Raw genomic sequence first — 15085 nt, forward strand, 5'->3', positions numbered from 1 at the left:
AGAGCGGCTTTGAAGCCGCTCTTTTGTTTTAAAAGATACTCCCGTAAAAGAAAATCAGTATTGAGAAATAAATTGTACTTTAGTGCAATCCTCAAGTTATTATTGCCATGGCTGCTGACCGCCCCGTTACGATTAAAGACATTGCCAAGAAGTTTAAATGCTCCCCTTCTACCGTATCAAGGGCGCTAAATAACCATCCTTTAATCAATGAGGATACCCGTCGAAATCTTCAGGAGTATGCCCAAAAAGTTGGTTATCAACGCAATTCGGTTTCCCTCAGCCTTCTTAACAAACGAACAGGAACTTTGGGCGTAATCGTCCCTACCCTCAATCATCAACACGAAACCGCCATCATCGAAGGCTTGCAATCCATTCTGCAACCTTTGGGGTATTTGATGAATATCTGTGTAAGCAACGAAAGCTATCTCCTTGAAAAAGAATACGTTGAAAAACTCTTAGCCAACCGAGTTGAAGGTATTTTTCTTTCAATATCGCAAGAGACGTATGACTCAGGGCATTACGAACATCTGGAAAGTATCATTCAACGCAAAGTCCCCCTCATTTTTATTGACCGCGAATACGAAGGATTTGATGCTTGCCGGGTTACCATCGACGACTATTATGGTGCCTTTGCCGCCACTGAACACCTGATTAAAATAGGCTGCCAAAGAATTGCTCATCTAAAAGGGCCGCATGGTCTGGCCGTGACTGAGCAACGCTACAAAGGTTATGTTGATTGCCTTGCCAAATATCAATTTCCTTTGGATGAAGAGTTGATTGTCACGACCAATTTTGGGGTAGAAAGCGCCATTATTCCCACCCAACGCCTTTTGGACCTGCCACATCCTCCCGACGGAATTTTTGGGGTGAATGATCAAGTAGCGATTGGGGCCATGTATGTTGTGAGAGAAAATGGACTCGAAGTGCCCAACCAAGTTGCAATTGTGGGATTTGATGACTCACCCATATCAGCCTACATTCACCCTACGCTTACCACCGTAAAACGCCCCGGAAAACAAATCGGCACTGAGGCTTCTCGGATATTTTTAAGTCAATTAAAGGATTCCTCTGCCAATCAGCTTACTGAAAACATTGTTTTATCGGCCTCACTCATCGTCCGAGAGTCTACCTTAAGAACCAATATTTCCCCCGACCAAGGCTCTTGATGGTAATTTTTGATGCGCGTTAAAAGTCAGATTCTACCCCGATGGGTTCCTTAGCCGAAATAATTGTTTCTCTCAACTGATTACTGGTTTTGGTACTTCCATCGTGTGACCATCCTGGCGGGTTAAACACGTACTTAATTTTTGTTTTAAAATCTACATCACGCTTCAAATCATCCAAGATTGCCTTCCATTCATGAAAAACGGTATGGCCAATGCTCCGTTTGGCAAGGGGCGTTGTTAATCCATATTTTAAAGAAATACTTGCTTCTTCCTCCTGAAAAGTCCCGAATATTCTATCCCAAATAATAAGACACATTCCCATGTTCTTATCCAAATATTCTACGTTGGAGGCATGATGCACCCGGTGATGCGAGGGAGTAACCAAAATATATTCCAAAACGCCTAATTTTCCAACATAATTGGTATGTACAATAATGCCGTATATTTGCGTAATGGCATACATCAGTATAATATCGGCGGGACGAAAACCTAGCAAAACCAGCGGGATAAAATAAATAAACCGATACAAGGGCTGGAATACCGAAGAACGAAAACCCGTGGTAAGATTAAAATACTCCGAAGAATGATGGGTAACGTGAACCGCCCAAAACAAACGACAATAATGGTCTACCACGTGCAGTACATAAAAAAGGAAATCTTCGGCCAAAAACAGCAATAACCAATATCCATAAACGTTGGTAATTTCGGTAAAGTGATATTGATAAAACCATACCAAAACAACAACGTAAACGGCACGGAAGGCCAAATCAATTCCACCGTTAAAAAGCATCAACAAAAAATTGGTAAGCGTGTCCGCAAAAGAATAATTCTGACGGTGTTGCCAATGGCTCGCCAAAGCTTCTAATCCAATTAGCAAAGCATAAAATGGCGTCGTCAGTTGTATTAACGCTTGTTCTAATTCGTTAGTCATTAGAAAAATACTATTTTTGTGCGGCAATTTAAGTAAAAACAACACATATTTAACACGCCAAAGTTGATAAAGTCTGCGAAACTTTGTATAATAAGCTAAAATACGTACGAAAATAACATGGTAGGAATCATAATGGGCAGCATTTCAGATCTAAAAGTAATGCAGGAAGCTGTCGATATTTTAAAAGAGTTTGAGATTGATTTTGAGATAGACATCGTTTCTGCCCATCGTACTCCCGAAAAAATGGTTGATTATGGCAAAAACGCCCGCCTTAGGGGTTTGAAAGTCATCATCGCTGGGGCAGGGGGAGCCGCTCATTTGCCAGGGATGATTGCTTCCTTAACAACGTTGCCTGTAATCGGTGTCCCTGTCAAAAGTAGCAACTCAATAGATGGATGGGACTCAGTTCTTTCGATTTTACAAATGCCATCTGGTGTGCCAGTGGCTACCGTGGCCCTCAACGGTGCCCGGAACGCGGGAATTTTAGCCGCACAAATTATTGGTACGTCAGATACAACAGTTGGTACAAAACTTGAGCAATACAAAGAAGACCTCAAAGTGAAAGTAGCCGAAATGAGCCTCGAAGCCAAAAAAATGAACGCCTCCAAATAAAATAAGGGGCATCATTGTAAGGTACAAAATTTTCACATAATTTGAATTAGATTATACCAAGTTGGGGTTTTATGGCTATAAAGTACAACCTTTACACTTCGGAAATCGACTAAAACACCACCAAATCAAATGTCAGAGAACGAAAATAGAAATCGTCGCCCTGAAGAATCATCAAAGTTGCCTTATCTTTCGTTAGGCGTTTTGGTTTTGATGATTGCTGGATTATTGTACGTAGGTTATGAATACATCGCCGACGACGCTGCCGATGTAGATCAGCTTCTTAATACCCCTTTGGACACCACAGGGCGGGAATTACAGCCCATACCTAACGAAAACGACCAGTTATCGACGGTGCCTCAATCTTCAAAAGAGACAACCAGCAGTACCACAGAAGAGAAAACGAGCGATTCTCCCAAGGAAGAGGAAACGGTAACTCCCACCCCTCGCCCTGCCGACGAAGAAGAAACTAAAAAGCCCGAAGAAAAAGCCCCTGAAAAACCTAAGCCAGTCGCGGTAGATCCTGGAGGCGTAGAAATTACGCACACGGTTCAGAGTGGTGAGACGTTTTACGGCATCGCCAATCGGTACAATCTAAAAAGCGGAACCCTTAAAGGGCTCAACCCAGTCATAAAAGATGAAAGTACTGATGTAAAATCAGGGGTAACCCGCATAAAGGTTCGCGTTCAGGCCGTTCATACGGTTGGGCCCGGCGATATATTGCGGGTCGTTGCCGAAAAATATGGCGTAACGGTTGAGCAACTGATGGCTGCCAATAAGAAGACTAAAAACTTTACCGAACGGGGTGAAAAACTGATTATTCCTTTTCCAGAAAAGAAATAGTTAACTGACTTTGGCCAGCCGCTCTTTACGTCCAAAAAACTCTGAAATGGTTGGTTCTGAAGCACTTTTCACTTCTTGTTCATTGTAAAACATTAAACTCCAGTTTCCATCGTGGTCTTCCACTAAAGCACTCAACGATTCCACCCAATCCCCCGAATTCATGTAAATCAAGCCGTCTATTTGCCGAATGGCAGGTTGGTGAATGTGTCCGCAGATGATTCCATCACAATTCTGTGAACGGGCCAGCTCAGTTAGCTTTTCCTCAAAATCAGAAATATAACTGACCGCCGCCTTTACCCGTTGCTTGATTTGTTGCGACAATGAGTAATATGGAAGTCCCTGCCACGAACGATAATGATTGTAGAGTTTATTGACCCAAAGCAGGAATGTATAGCCCATATCGCCCAAGTAAGCCAACCATTTTAAATTGGTAGTGATGCTGTCAAAAACATCCCCGTGGGTAATGTAGAAACGCTTGGAGCCCGATTTAAGAATGTAATCTTTTCGAATCTGAAACTGCTTCCCCAATCGAAGGGGCCTGATACGGTCTAAGAAATCGTCATGATTACCACGAAGATAAATTACCTTTGTGTCATAATCATCCATCATTTTTAGGACTGTCTTAAAAAATGCGGTATGTTTTTTCTTCCACGCGCCGTATTTTCTCAACTGCCATCCATCTATGATATCGCCGTTGAGAATCAACTTTCGGCATTTATATTGTTTCAGGAAGTTAGTGACTTCTTTGGCTTTGGAGCCTTTCGTACCCAAGTGCAGGTCCGAAATGACGATTGTGCGAAAATGGATCTTGCTTTTCATGTTCTCAAAAAAAACATTAATCCATTACTTATTCATTATCAGCAATTTACCTTTTTAATATATTTTTTTTTGTGCAATAACATTTGAGTAACAAAGAATAATCTACCCAAAACATCATTTGTCAAACAATTGATTTTAAGCATGATAACCCTATTCGTTTCCAATCAACCAAACATAAAGATTTGGTAGTTTAGTACATTTGGAGGAACTTTAAAAATGAAATAGTCATTTAAGATACATCAAAATTTTATCAGCAAAACCGTATACATACATGGAAAACCCAGTATTAATTTTTGGGGCAAAAGGTTTAGGAGTGGTTGCATTAGATATTTTTCAGCGCAATAACGTAGTAGTGTATGGCTTACTGGACGATGACCCTAATTTACACAACACCCAAATTGGTGAATACACCGTTTTGGGAAGTACCGACGACGATGGGTTTTTAAAACTCATCGGCAAAAAGTGTGAAGCATTTGTCGCAATCGAAGCGCGTGCCGAACGGCACGACCTCGTCGAAATGCTCAACGAACGACGCAGCATTATGCCCGTCAACGCCATTCATGATACGGCCATCATTTCTTCCTTTGCCCAAATCGGCCACGGAAATTTGATTGGTGCCCGCGTAGCCATCAGCTCCAAAGCGGTACTCGGCCACCATTCTATTTTGCACACTGGCGTCATCATTGAGCACGATGCCATCTTGGGTGACTACGTTAATATCGGAGCCGGAAGCATCATTGGCAGTGGCGTAGTGATTGAGCAGGATGCCTTTATCGGGTCAGGAGTTACGATTATTTCGGGCGTAAAAATCGGCAAAGGGGCCAGCGTAGGTGCAGGTTCGGTAGTGGTAGAAAATGTGCCCGCAGGAAGTCGCGTCTTTGGGAATCCAGCCAAAAAGGTCTAACATTTTAACCCAGAAGGGGCCTCAATGAGTGAAGCCCCTTCCCTTATATTCAAGGATTTACGGCCTTAAAAACACCCACTTCACTTGAATATCATCCCGCATTAAATCTTTAATTTTCGACTTTGTACCTTACCCAACGTAGGAGTTACCGAAATCATGTACTATATTTTGATAGGTATACCATTTTTCAAATTGATTGGTACCGCTTAAAATCAGGTTCTGCTCTAAATATTAGTTACAAAAAACTTCACGTCCACGCTCACATCCTTTAACAGCTCACGCGTTCTGTCAGGGCGGGCATCCGTCAAAAATACTTGCCCGAATGACTCATTTTCAATGAGTTGAATCAATTTTTGAATACGACGGTCGTCTAGCTTGTCAAAAATATCATCCAACAACAACAACGGTTTCATTTCTTTTTCGACGGAAAGTAGTTCAAACTGGGCCAGTTTTAACGCCAACACAAACGACTTCTGCTGCCCTTGCGAACCAAATTTTTTCAGGGCAACCCCACCCATTTCAAACCGAAAATCATCTTTGTGGGCGCCCATGAACGTACGCTGCATTTGCAAATCCCGCTGACGATGACGCCGGAAGTTCTCTCTAAACGCCAAATCTTCCATTTCCGATTCGTATTTCACCGCCACCGCTTCTCGACTTTCGCCCAAAAATTCGTAATAATGCTGCACCAAAGGCTCAAAATCAACCAAAAACCGCTGACGACGGTCAAAAATCCGATTGGCAAGGGCAATTATTGATTCGTCGTACGTATCCAACAATAAATCATCCACATAATGGCGCTCAAAAAAAATCTTCAGGAGGCCATTTCGTTGTGCCAACAGTTTGTTATATTGAAGTAAATCTTGCAGATACAATTGGTCCAGCTGCGACAGCACACCGTCAAAAAAACGCCGCCGCTCTTCGCTTCCCTCCCGCACCAAATCGGTGTCATTGGGTGCAACCAAGACCACTGGAAACTCCCCGATGTGGTCACTGATGCGCTCGTACGTTTTTTTATCCGACAACAACACTTTTCGTTGCCCCCGTTGCAGACTGCACGTAATCTGTATTTTGCGGGAGTCTTTCTTAAAAAAACCATCAATGAGCATAAAATCAGCGTCGTGCTGAATACTAAACGCATCTTGCACCTGAAAGGCACTCTTGGTCAACCCCAGCCAATAGACGGCATCAAGCAGGTTGGTTTTTCCGCTTCCATTCTCCCCTACGATACAATTGAGCCCGGGACTAAACTCAAAACGCCCCTCTTCATAATTTTTGAAGTACGTCAAATGGAGTTTTTCTAAGTGTAGCTGTGGCATTAATTGGTTTTATGCTTATTTTCGCGGGGCAAAGATAAAATAGTCAACAGTTCTCAGTTCATAGTTGACCGATAAACTTTATTTTTTATAAAAAATGGCAACCAAAACCAAAGCGACACCCGCAAAAATTACCCATCCCAAAGAACGATATATGTACTGGTATGAGTCAATGCAACTTCAGCGTAAGTTTGAAGAAAAAGCAGGGCAACTCTACGGTCAGCAAAAAATACGCGGCTTTTGTCACCTGTACATTGGTCAGGAGGCGTGTTCGTCGGGCGGAGTAAGTGCATTGACTAAAGATGATAAATGGATTACTGCGTACCGTGACCACGGCATTCCGTTGGCATTGGGTACTGACCCCAACGCCATTATGGCCGAGCTTTTCGGGAAGGCTACGGGTACGACCAAAGGAAAAGGCGGTTCAATGCACATTTTTGATAAAGAACACAATTTCGTGGGCGGACACGGTATCGTAGGCGCGCAAATCCCGTTGGGAGCTGGAATTGCATTTGCCGAAAAATACAACAAAACCACCAACCTTTGTATATGTCTTTTTGGCGACGGAGCCGTACGCCAAGGTGCTTTGCACGAGGCGTTTAACATGGCCATGACTTGGAAACTCCCCGTCATTTTTGTCGTAGAAAACAACGGCTACGCAATGGGAACGTCGGTCAACCGGACCTCCAATGTTACCGACCTTTACACCATTGGCGAAGCCTACGATATGCCTTCGGAGCCCGTTGATGGCATGGACGTAGAAGCCGTACATGAGGCCGTTAGCCGCGCGGCAGAGCGTGCTCGCAGCGGGCAAGGCCCAACCTTTTTGGAATTCAAAACGTATCGTTACCGTGGACACTCCATGTCGGACCCGCAAAAATACCGTACCAAAGAGGAAGTTGAAGAATACAAAAAGCGCGACCCAATCGAAATGGTAAAGTCCACAATCCTGACAAACGGAATCGCTACGGAAGAAGAATTAGCCGCTATCGACGCCAAAATCAAGCAACAAGTAGAAGACGCCGTGAAGTTTTCGGAAGAATCTCCTTGGCCTGATGCATCCGAGATTTTCAAGGATGTGTACGTTCAGGAAGATTATCCTTTTATCATGGATTAATTTTCGTTGACAGTAAACGTTGGACTATAGATGCTGGACATAACCACTAGTATCTGTAGTCCAATGTTTTTTATCTACTTTTATGGCTATGAAAACGTTAGGGAATTATTTTATTTTTCTGGGAAGTTTATTGAGCAACCGCGAGAAGTTTCGCGTATACGTCAAACTGGTATTTGATGAATGTGTCGAAATCGGCACCAATTCCGTCTTTATCGTTTCCATCGTTGCTACTTTTCTGGGGGCCGTTACCTGCGTTCAAACGGCCGACAACCTCGTTAGCCCTTTTGTGCCTAATTACATCATTTCGTTAATTGTCCGCGATAGCAGTATACTGGAATTTGCGCCCACTATCACCTGCGTTGTGTTGTCGGGGAAGGTAGGTTCTCACATCGCGGGCGGGCTAGGTACGATGCGCATTACGGAGCAAATCGACGCACTGGAAGTGATGGGAATCAATTCAATTTCTTATTTAGTACTGCCCAAAATCATTGCCTCGGTCATTACTTTTCCGATGTTGGTCATTCTCTCAGGTTTCTTGTCCATTTTTGGGGGGTATTTGGCAGGAATCGCCACCAATGTTATCTCTCCTGAAGATTATATCATCGGCCTTCGTTCTGATTTTCGTCCCTTCAATATCCCCTTTGCCATCATCAAGTCGGTGGTGTTCGCCTTTCTGATTACCTCTATTTCTTCATTTAAAGGGTATTTTACCCGAGGAGGAGCCTTGGAAGTAGGGCAAGCATCAACAGCTGCTGTTACCAACAGCTGTATTGCCGTATTGATTGCCGATTATTTGTTAGCGCAATTGCTATTATTGGATTAGATACTTTCAATTACCTTTTCAACCACATACGCCTGAGTTCCAAGCCATTTGGCTTCTTGACCCAGTTGAGATATAACCACGGTGAGGTTGTTTCTGAAGTCCGTCAAACAATATTTATTGATGGCTTGCTCAATTGGATTGGTGATAAAAGCGCCTGCTTTTGCCACGATTCCGTCCACGATGATAATTTCGGGGTTGAACAAATGAATCGCGATAGACAATCCTTTGCCAAGTTCCATTCCGATTTCGTGCAGGATATCGATGGCAAATGAGTCTCCCTGCCAAGCGGCATCAATGATGGTTTCGGCATCTATTTTTTCGCCTTCAATCGCCGATAGTCGAGAAATTCTACCTTCGGCCAATCCTTTTTTTATACGTCGAATCAATGAAGCTGCCGATGTAATGGTGTCGAGACATCCTACTTTTCCGCAATGACACAACTCCCCGTTGGGCACCACCTGAATGTGACCAAGCTCACCCGCAAATCCCGACGCTCCCTGAAAAACTTCTCCGTTCAAAATAACGCCTAAACCTACGCCCCAATCAATATAAATAGCTAAAACGTGGTCTTTACCCTGTGCTAATCCAAAACGGTGCTCACCCAACGTTGTCGCTTTGGTGTCATTGATAACGTAGACTGGAAATTTGAAATAATTTTCCAAAAAAGTGCCAAAAGACTCATTTTGGTTCAGGCTACGGTACGTAAAGTTGAAGCCTTTGCGCGCATCCACCAATCCAGCCACCGAAACGCCCATAGCCATAAAGCCATCATAATGAATGTTTGACTCCCGTAAAACTTGCTCGGTTGCCTCAACAAGACTCTTCAAAAATTGGGGAGAATCCTCCAAACGCAGGTTAAAGTCCCTACGCATAATCACCTCATTCTTAAGATTTAATATCAGAATTTTGGTATCATGCGTGTTTACATCCAACACAACAGAATAGAAACGCTCCGTACTGAGACTGAACAAAACGGGCTTACGGCCCTGCTTTGTCACCCCCGTTCCTACGGGTACGATCCATTTTTCTTCTACCATTTCTTCCACGATACTGGTCACGGAAGGAACGCTGCTGTGAATGACGCGCGCCATTTCGGCAATTGAACAAGTACCCGAGCGGTATAACTCAGTAAGAATACGACGACGATGTTGGCTCTTTTTGTAGTCAACGACAGAAGTTTTAGGCAGAATATCAACCTCAGACGAAGTAGTGGAATCAAACATATAGCATTAAGGAAAAACAGCGTTGAAATTACTGTATTTAAAAGTATAAATGTAATATTAATTTTTTTTAGTAATTAATACAAATTAAAAATAATTTTTATTAAATTTATTTGTTAAAATTAACTTTCTCTTTATAATTGTAAAATAATTCTATAAATCCCTCCATTCACTCTTAACAAGTACAACCAAAAATTATTTTTTTTACTAATCATCTACTAACAATCCATCATTTATGAAAAAACCGCTACTTGTGTGCATGTTGCTTTTGCTAGGCTGCATTTCAGCCTTTGCGCAAAGCAACCGTACCCTCACGGGTACTGTACGCGATGCTAAAGGCGAAGCCATTCCAGGCGTAAGCATTATTGAGAAGGGCTCTCGCAGTGGCGCCATCACTGACCAGTATGGTAACTTTCGAATCAACATTGGCCCCAGCTCAACGTTGATTTTTTCTTACGTAGGTTTTCTAAAGAAAGAGGTGTCAGTTGGAAACAGCAGTGCTTTATCTGTGGTATTGGATGAAGACACCAAAACCTTAAGCGAAGTAGTTGTGACGGGATTTGGGGTAAAACAGGAAACCCGAAAACTGGCCTATGCGGTGCAGGAAGTAAAAGGGCAAGACCTTATCCGTGCCAACAACGCCAACGTTGTTAACTCACTTCAAGGAAAAGTGGCTGGTGTACACATTGACCAAGGCACTGGCGGACCGATGTCTTCTTCTCGGATTCGTATTCGTGGAAATGCTTCTTTGGGCGGCAACACCCAACCCCTTTTTGTGATTGACGGCGTGCTAATTCGTCCTGGAACTTCGGGGGCTGACTCTTGGGGTGCTGCTCAGGACATGGGTAACATCATGAAAAACATCAACTCTGACAACATTGAGTCGATGACCGTTCTGAAAGGTTCGGGTGCAAGTGCGCTTTACGGCTCCGAAGCATTGAACGGGGTAATTGTAATTCAAACCAAAAAAGGACGTGTACAGAAGGGATTGGGCGTAACCTACAACCATACTTCTTCTTTTGAAAAAGCCTATCGCTTCCTTGATTTACAAAACGAATTTGGGGCGGGTATCAACCCAACTTTCACTAAAGGAGCCGACGGCGTAGACGAAGTAGACCGCGTAGGCGGCGCATGGAGCTATTCTTATGGCCCGCGCTTGCAGGGGCAAATGGTGCGTGATATGGACGGACGGATGGTGCCGTGGGTAGCTAACAACCCACTTGATTTCTTCCAAACTGGTCGGTATACCAACCATAACGTAGCCGTTGAAGGCGGTACCGAAACAACCACTTTCAGAGCCGCTTATTCACGCCTCAACAACAGTACCATTATGCCTTCAGGTACTGAACTCCAGCGTAACAACTTTAACTTAAGAGCCACCCAAAAAATTGGAAAAATCTTCACGTTGGATGCGACCGTTGACTACACCGACAACAACTTGATGAACCCCGCCCGTCAGGGAGGTAACTTCAACCCAGTATTCCGTCTCGTGTTTGGTCGTCCCCGTACTTTCGACATTAATTATTGGGCCAACAACTACATTGACCCCGTGGCAGGTGGCCGCCGTCAGGGTGTAAACGACCCTTACAACATTACTTCTTTCTTCTGGGAAACATTTGAAAGAGACGAACTTCAGAATGAGAAAGTATTCCGTACCAATATCGACCTTACGGCCAATATCGCGCCGTGGCTCAACCTTTTGGTGCGCGGAAACGTACAGAACCAATTGATTAAAGCAGAGACCAAAAACCGTGGTGATGGTCCCCGTTTTGCTGGCAACGACTTATATCAAACGCGTACACAAGACGACTCTCAGTATCGTTTACAGGCCGTCTTGAGTGCTAACCGTACCATTGGCAACAATTTGCAATTTAACATCTCGGCAGGTGGAGAAACCAACCGCCTATTGGGTGGTCGTAACTACCGCACCTATACTGATGGTGGCTTGCGTTTGCCTGAGATATATTCACTGGCCAACGCTCGTAACCGCATTGAGGTTGCTACGGGTCTAATCGCCCAAAAACGTACCGACGCCGTCTATTTATACGGTGACTTGACGTACAAAGAGTTTTTGACGTTCAACTTTAGCAATCGTATGGACTTTTCTTCTACCCTGACTTATGCTGATGGTAGCGGAGATTTCTCTTACTATTATCCTTCAGTTGGGGTTTCTTACATCGTGACCGAAAGCATCAAAAACTTGCCTAGCTGGCTCAGTTTCGGTAAACTTCGCGGTAGCCTTGGCTACACTGGAGCCGATACCGACCCGTGGTCACTCAACCGTACAGGTATCTATAGCCCTGGCGGAGTTTACAATTATCCAGGTGGTACCATTCAACGCTCTGGTTTCCGCGACAACACCCTGCCCAACTACGGATTACGTAACCGTTTGGCGCGTGAGTGGGAACTTGGCTTTGACGCCCGCTTCTTCAACAATCGTCTTGGTATCGACTTTACCGTTTATAACAAACTCACTACCAACGAAATCTTGAGCATTCCTGTTACTTCAGAAGCAGGGGTTGGTAGCCGGATTATCAATGCTGGTAAAATCCAAAACAAAGGGATTGAGTTGATGATTACAGCTACCCCAATCAAATCAAATGATGTGCGTTGGAATACTTCTTTGAACATTACCCGCAACCGAAACAAAATCCTTGAATTGACCGAAGGAATCAGCTCTTACCAGCTTGATTTGGCATTCGGTGCCGATATGGCTTCGGTGGCCCGCGTTGGAAAAGACTACGGTACCATCGTAACTTCTTATGCTTTTGCCACTTATCAGAGAAAAGATGCTTCTGGCAACCCAGTTGCACACCCTAGCAACGGACAACGCGTAATCGGCTCAGTGAGCGGTGGCTCTGGTGGTTACCTTGGCTTTATGCGCAGCGGTGCTTATGGTCAAGGCGAAAAAGAAATCGGCAGCATCATGGAAAGAGTATTGTTGAGCAACATCAACACCGTTACTTACAAGAACTTTACCCTGAACCTGCAAGTCGATTCAAAAATTGGCGGCATGATGGCTTCTGCTACGCACCAGTACGGTTCGCAAAGCGGTAACTTTGCCCGCAGTCTACCTGGCCGTAACAAAGAGCTTGGCGGCGTTGAATTTACGGATGCACAGGGAGTAAGACGCGACGACGGTATTATTCCTGATGGTGTTATGGCGGATGGTTTTAAAGTAACCAAAGATGGTCAAACCATCGAATTGGGTGGTATGACTTATGCCGAAGCAGTACAAAAAGGCTACATTACACCAATTCCTGCCCGCAACTACTACGAAAACCTTACCCAATGGTCGTCGGGTATCCGTGAGTATTCAACCTTTGAAAACTCTTGGGTGTCGATGCGTGAAATCTCAGTAGGCTACGATGTACCAGCTAAGATTGTAAACAAAATCAAGTTCCAGACCCTACGCCTCAGCGTAGTGGGTCGCAACTTAGGCTACCTGTACCGTACTGCCCCCGATGGCATCAACCCTGAAGGTTTGAAATCTAACCGTCCGGGTGAGTTTGCCGAATACGGTGGTTTGCCATTCTCACGTAACATTGGTGTAACCCTTAACGCAGGTTTTTAATTTTCAGCCGTTCATTGCTGAATTTTTACAATCATTCATTAAAGACAGAATATTATGAAATGGTCCAATAAAACAATCCTTGGTTTGCTCGTTGCAGGATTTGTCACTACTTCCTGCGAAAAGCAAGACTTCGTGGAAATCAACAAAGATCCGGATGCGCTTTCAACCGTACCACCGGAAAATCAGCTGCTCAATGCAACCATCAGCTTGCATTCACAAGATTTCGAGGCTTTTTACGATACTTATCGCCGTATCATGCCTTGGATGCAATACAATACAGGTACCAACGGCAACGAGCTAGGCTTTACGAGCAACGTAGATAACTTCTCTCAGCGCTACGGCCGCTTCTATAACGGAATCGGCAACGTATTGTATGATTTGGAAAAGCTAGTAGACCGCCTGCCCGAAAGCGAGCGTCCAAAATACGTGCACATGGTTCGGATGGCCCGCGTATTGCGTTCTTACTACGCATTTTACGTGAGCGACATCTACGGCAGCATTCCTTATTCTGACGCTTTTCAGGCGCGTTATGGCGGTACACTTACCCCAAAATATGACACGCAACAGGAGCTTTTCAATAAGTTGGATACCGATTTGAAAGAAGCCGTTACTACCCTAAAAACCCCACAAACGGTAGTTCAAATTAACACAAGTGCACCTGCTTATGACCAGTACTACGGTGGCAACGCTGCCAAATGGGTAAAAGCCGCCAATGCGCTCCGTTTGAAAATCGCTACGCGCCTCGTCAAAAGAGATGCCGCTAAAGCTCGTAGCATTGCTCAGGAAGTACTGGCCACGCCCGCTGACTTAATGACATCTAACGCCGACGGTTGGGTATTTGTAGGTCGTTTTGACTTTACTAGTGGTGGCAACTGGAACCCCGACGGTTTTAGAGCTGGAAAGCCATTAGTTGATTTTATGTGGAACACCAAAGACCCGCGTTTGGACGCATTTTTTACGCCAAACCGCTACACACAGGCCAATATTAACGCTTTGATTGCCGCTAAGCAATTGCCTGCGGGTACTACCGAAAATGCCCGTCGTTATGTAGGCAGCTTTACCAGCCCCGACGAAGCCCAAAACGCCACCAATCGCCGTGCGTTTTATACCCCGCGCACCATCACTGTCAACGGTCAGCAAGTATCCGTTGATACTTTGTCTAACATTCAACCACGTTTGTTTCAGCCTGCCTTCAACAGCGGCAACGGCGTTGGTGATGGCAACTCTTACCTACCTGTCATTACGTACGCTGACTTCTGTTTGATGCGTGCTGAGTTAGCAGCCCTCACCATCACATCAGAGTCGGCCAAAGATTGGTATGAAGCAGGAATTACTGCTTCCATTCAGTGGTTTGACGAAGTAGCCAAAGGTAGTAAAATCGAAAACTACACCCCACTGGCTGCGGGCGAAATCGCGGCTTATCTGGCCAAACCAGAAGTAGCTTTCAACCCCGCCAAAGCGCTGGAACAAATTGCTAGCCAAGCCTACATCAATTACTTCAACAAAGTAAATGAAGGATGGGCCGTTTGGAAAAGAACAGGTTTCCCCAACGCAACTTCGGTTTTGGCATTGCCTAATATGCGCTCAAACGGTGCAGTATTGAGCCTTCCACGCCGTGCCCCTCTTGGTTTAATTAACACAAGTGACCCTAACTATACCAACAAAAAAGGTGCATACGACGCCATGGCTGCCATCACAGGATGGGGCCGCGACCCACAGGATGCTACCGGCCGTGTATGGTGGGATCAATAATAATGCAATTC

At 44.5% G+C, this 15085-nt stretch carries 12 protein-coding genes; 8 read left to right on the top strand and 4 right to left on the bottom strand.

The features are described from left to right. Positions 1-107 precede the first annotated feature (107 nt). The gene (locus GVN20_RS22515; RefSeq protein WP_166560516.1) at positions 108-1166 is read left to right on the top strand and encodes a LacI family DNA-binding transcriptional regulator; all 1059 of its coding nucleotides are present in this window, start codon (positions 108-110) and stop codon (positions 1164-1166) included. 19 nt (positions 1167-1185) lie between these two features. On the opposite strand, the gene GVN20_RS22520 is transcribed toward GVN20_RS22515, so the two are convergent. Beyond that, the gene (locus GVN20_RS22520; RefSeq protein ID WP_166560517.1) at positions 1186-2097 is read right to left on the bottom strand and encodes a sterol desaturase family protein; all 912 of its coding nucleotides are present in this window, start codon (positions 2095-2097) and stop codon (positions 1186-1188) included. A 117-nt stretch (positions 2098-2214) separates the two neighbouring features. Here GVN20_RS22520 and purE point away from each other — a divergent pair, with 117 nt between their 5' ends. Next, a complete protein-coding gene (gene purE, locus GVN20_RS22525; RefSeq protein ID WP_166560518.1) occupies positions 2215-2709 on the top strand; it encodes a 5-(carboxyamino)imidazole ribonucleotide mutase in 495 nt (164 codons plus the stop codon). Positions 2710-2838: 129 nt separating this feature from the next. Next, positions 2839-3549, top strand: coding sequence for a LysM domain-containing protein (locus GVN20_RS22530; protein WP_166560519.1), 711 nt, complete (start codon positions 2839-2841; stop codon positions 3547-3549). On the opposite strand, the gene GVN20_RS22535 is transcribed toward GVN20_RS22530, so the two are convergent. Continuing rightward, positions 3550-4368 (bottom strand): UDP-2,3-diacylglucosamine diphosphatase, encoded by an 819-nt coding sequence (locus GVN20_RS22535; protein ID WP_166560520.1) that lies wholly within the window; start codon positions 4366-4368, stop codon positions 3550-3552. Between the two features lie 271 nt (positions 4369-4639). Between GVN20_RS22535 and GVN20_RS22540 the strand changes: the two genes are divergently transcribed. Next, on the top strand, positions 4640-5272 hold the full coding sequence (locus GVN20_RS22540) for an acetyltransferase (RefSeq protein ID WP_166560521.1): 633 nt from the start codon (positions 4640-4642) through the stop codon (positions 5270-5272). A gap of 224 nt (positions 5273-5496) precedes the next feature. On the opposite strand, the gene recF is transcribed toward GVN20_RS22540, so the two are convergent. After that, entirely contained in the window at positions 5497-6591 is a 1095-nt protein-coding gene (recF, locus tag GVN20_RS22545) for a DNA replication/repair protein RecF (RefSeq protein ID WP_166560522.1), read from the bottom strand. Between the two features lie 94 nt (positions 6592-6685). Between recF and pdhA the strand changes: the two genes are divergently transcribed. Next, complete coding sequence (gene pdhA, locus GVN20_RS22550; RefSeq protein ID WP_114069800.1) at positions 6686-7705, top strand: pyruvate dehydrogenase (acetyl-transferring) E1 component subunit alpha; 1020 nt, start codon at positions 6686-6688, stop codon at positions 7703-7705. Between the two features lie 88 nt (positions 7706-7793). Next, a complete protein-coding gene (locus GVN20_RS22555) occupies positions 7794-8528 on the top strand; it encodes an ABC transporter permease (protein WP_166560523.1) in 735 nt (244 codons plus the stop codon). Here GVN20_RS22555 and GVN20_RS22560 read toward each other — a convergent pair. Then, a complete protein-coding gene (locus tag GVN20_RS22560; protein WP_114459053.1) occupies positions 8525-9751 on the bottom strand; it encodes an ROK family transcriptional regulator in 1227 nt (408 codons plus the stop codon). The two genes, GVN20_RS22555 and GVN20_RS22560, sit on opposite strands and share 4 nt — an antisense overlap. A 232-nt stretch (positions 9752-9983) precedes the next feature. Between GVN20_RS22560 and GVN20_RS22565 the strand changes: the two genes are divergently transcribed. Both GVN20_RS22565 and GVN20_RS22570 read left to right on the top strand, forming a co-directional pair. Beyond that, positions 9984-13322 carry a SusC/RagA family TonB-linked outer membrane protein gene (locus GVN20_RS22565; RefSeq protein ID WP_166560524.1) on the top strand — a complete coding sequence of 1113 codons (3339 nt, stop codon included), beginning with the start codon at positions 9984-9986 and terminating at the stop codon, positions 13320-13322. Between the two features lie 54 nt (positions 13323-13376). Next, positions 13377-15074 carry a SusD/RagB family nutrient-binding outer membrane lipoprotein gene (locus GVN20_RS22570; RefSeq protein WP_166560525.1) on the top strand — a complete coding sequence of 566 codons (1698 nt, stop codon included), beginning with the start codon at positions 13377-13379 and terminating at the stop codon, positions 15072-15074. Positions 15075-15085 lie beyond the last annotated feature (11 nt).

The organism is Runella sp. CRIBMP (assembly GCF_009905605.1).
Lineage (GTDB): Bacteria > Bacteroidota > Bacteroidia > Cytophagales > Spirosomataceae > Runella.

What these genes read in the sequence shown, in the direction of transcription:
- GVN20_RS22515 (WP_166560516.1), top strand. Translation starts at nt 108, where the DNA reads ATGGCTGCTGACCGCCCCGTTACGATTAAAGACATTGCCAAGAAGTTT.
- GVN20_RS22520 (WP_166560517.1), bottom strand. Translation starts at nt 2,097, where the DNA reads ATGACTAACGAATTAGAACAAGCGTTAATACAACTGACGACGCCATTT.
- purE (WP_166560518.1), top strand. Translation starts at nt 2,215, where the DNA reads ATGGTAGGAATCATAATGGGCAGCATTTCAGATCTAAAAGTAATGCAG.
- GVN20_RS22530 (WP_166560519.1), top strand. Translation starts at nt 2,839, where the DNA reads ATGTCAGAGAACGAAAATAGAAATCGTCGCCCTGAAGAATCATCAAAG.
- GVN20_RS22535 (WP_166560520.1), bottom strand. Translation starts at nt 4,368, where the DNA reads ATGAAAAGCAAGATCCATTTTCGCACAATCGTCATTTCGGACCTGCAC.
- GVN20_RS22540 (WP_166560521.1), top strand. Translation starts at nt 4,640, where the DNA reads ATGGAAAACCCAGTATTAATTTTTGGGGCAAAAGGTTTAGGAGTGGTT.
- recF (WP_166560522.1), bottom strand. Translation starts at nt 6,591, where the DNA reads ATGCCACAGCTACACTTAGAAAAACTCCATTTGACGTACTTCAAAAAT.
- pdhA (WP_114069800.1), top strand. Translation starts at nt 6,686, where the DNA reads ATGGCAACCAAAACCAAAGCGACACCCGCAAAAATTACCCATCCCAAA.
- GVN20_RS22555 (WP_166560523.1), top strand. Translation starts at nt 7,794, where the DNA reads ATGAAAACGTTAGGGAATTATTTTATTTTTCTGGGAAGTTTATTGAGC.
- GVN20_RS22560 (WP_114459053.1), bottom strand. Translation starts at nt 9,751, where the DNA reads ATGTTTGATTCCACTACTTCGTCTGAGGTTGATATTCTGCCTAAAACT.
- GVN20_RS22565 (WP_166560524.1), top strand. Translation starts at nt 9,984, where the DNA reads ATGAAAAAACCGCTACTTGTGTGCATGTTGCTTTTGCTAGGCTGCATT.
- GVN20_RS22570 (WP_166560525.1), top strand. Translation starts at nt 13,377, where the DNA reads ATGAAATGGTCCAATAAAACAATCCTTGGTTTGCTCGTTGCAGGATTT.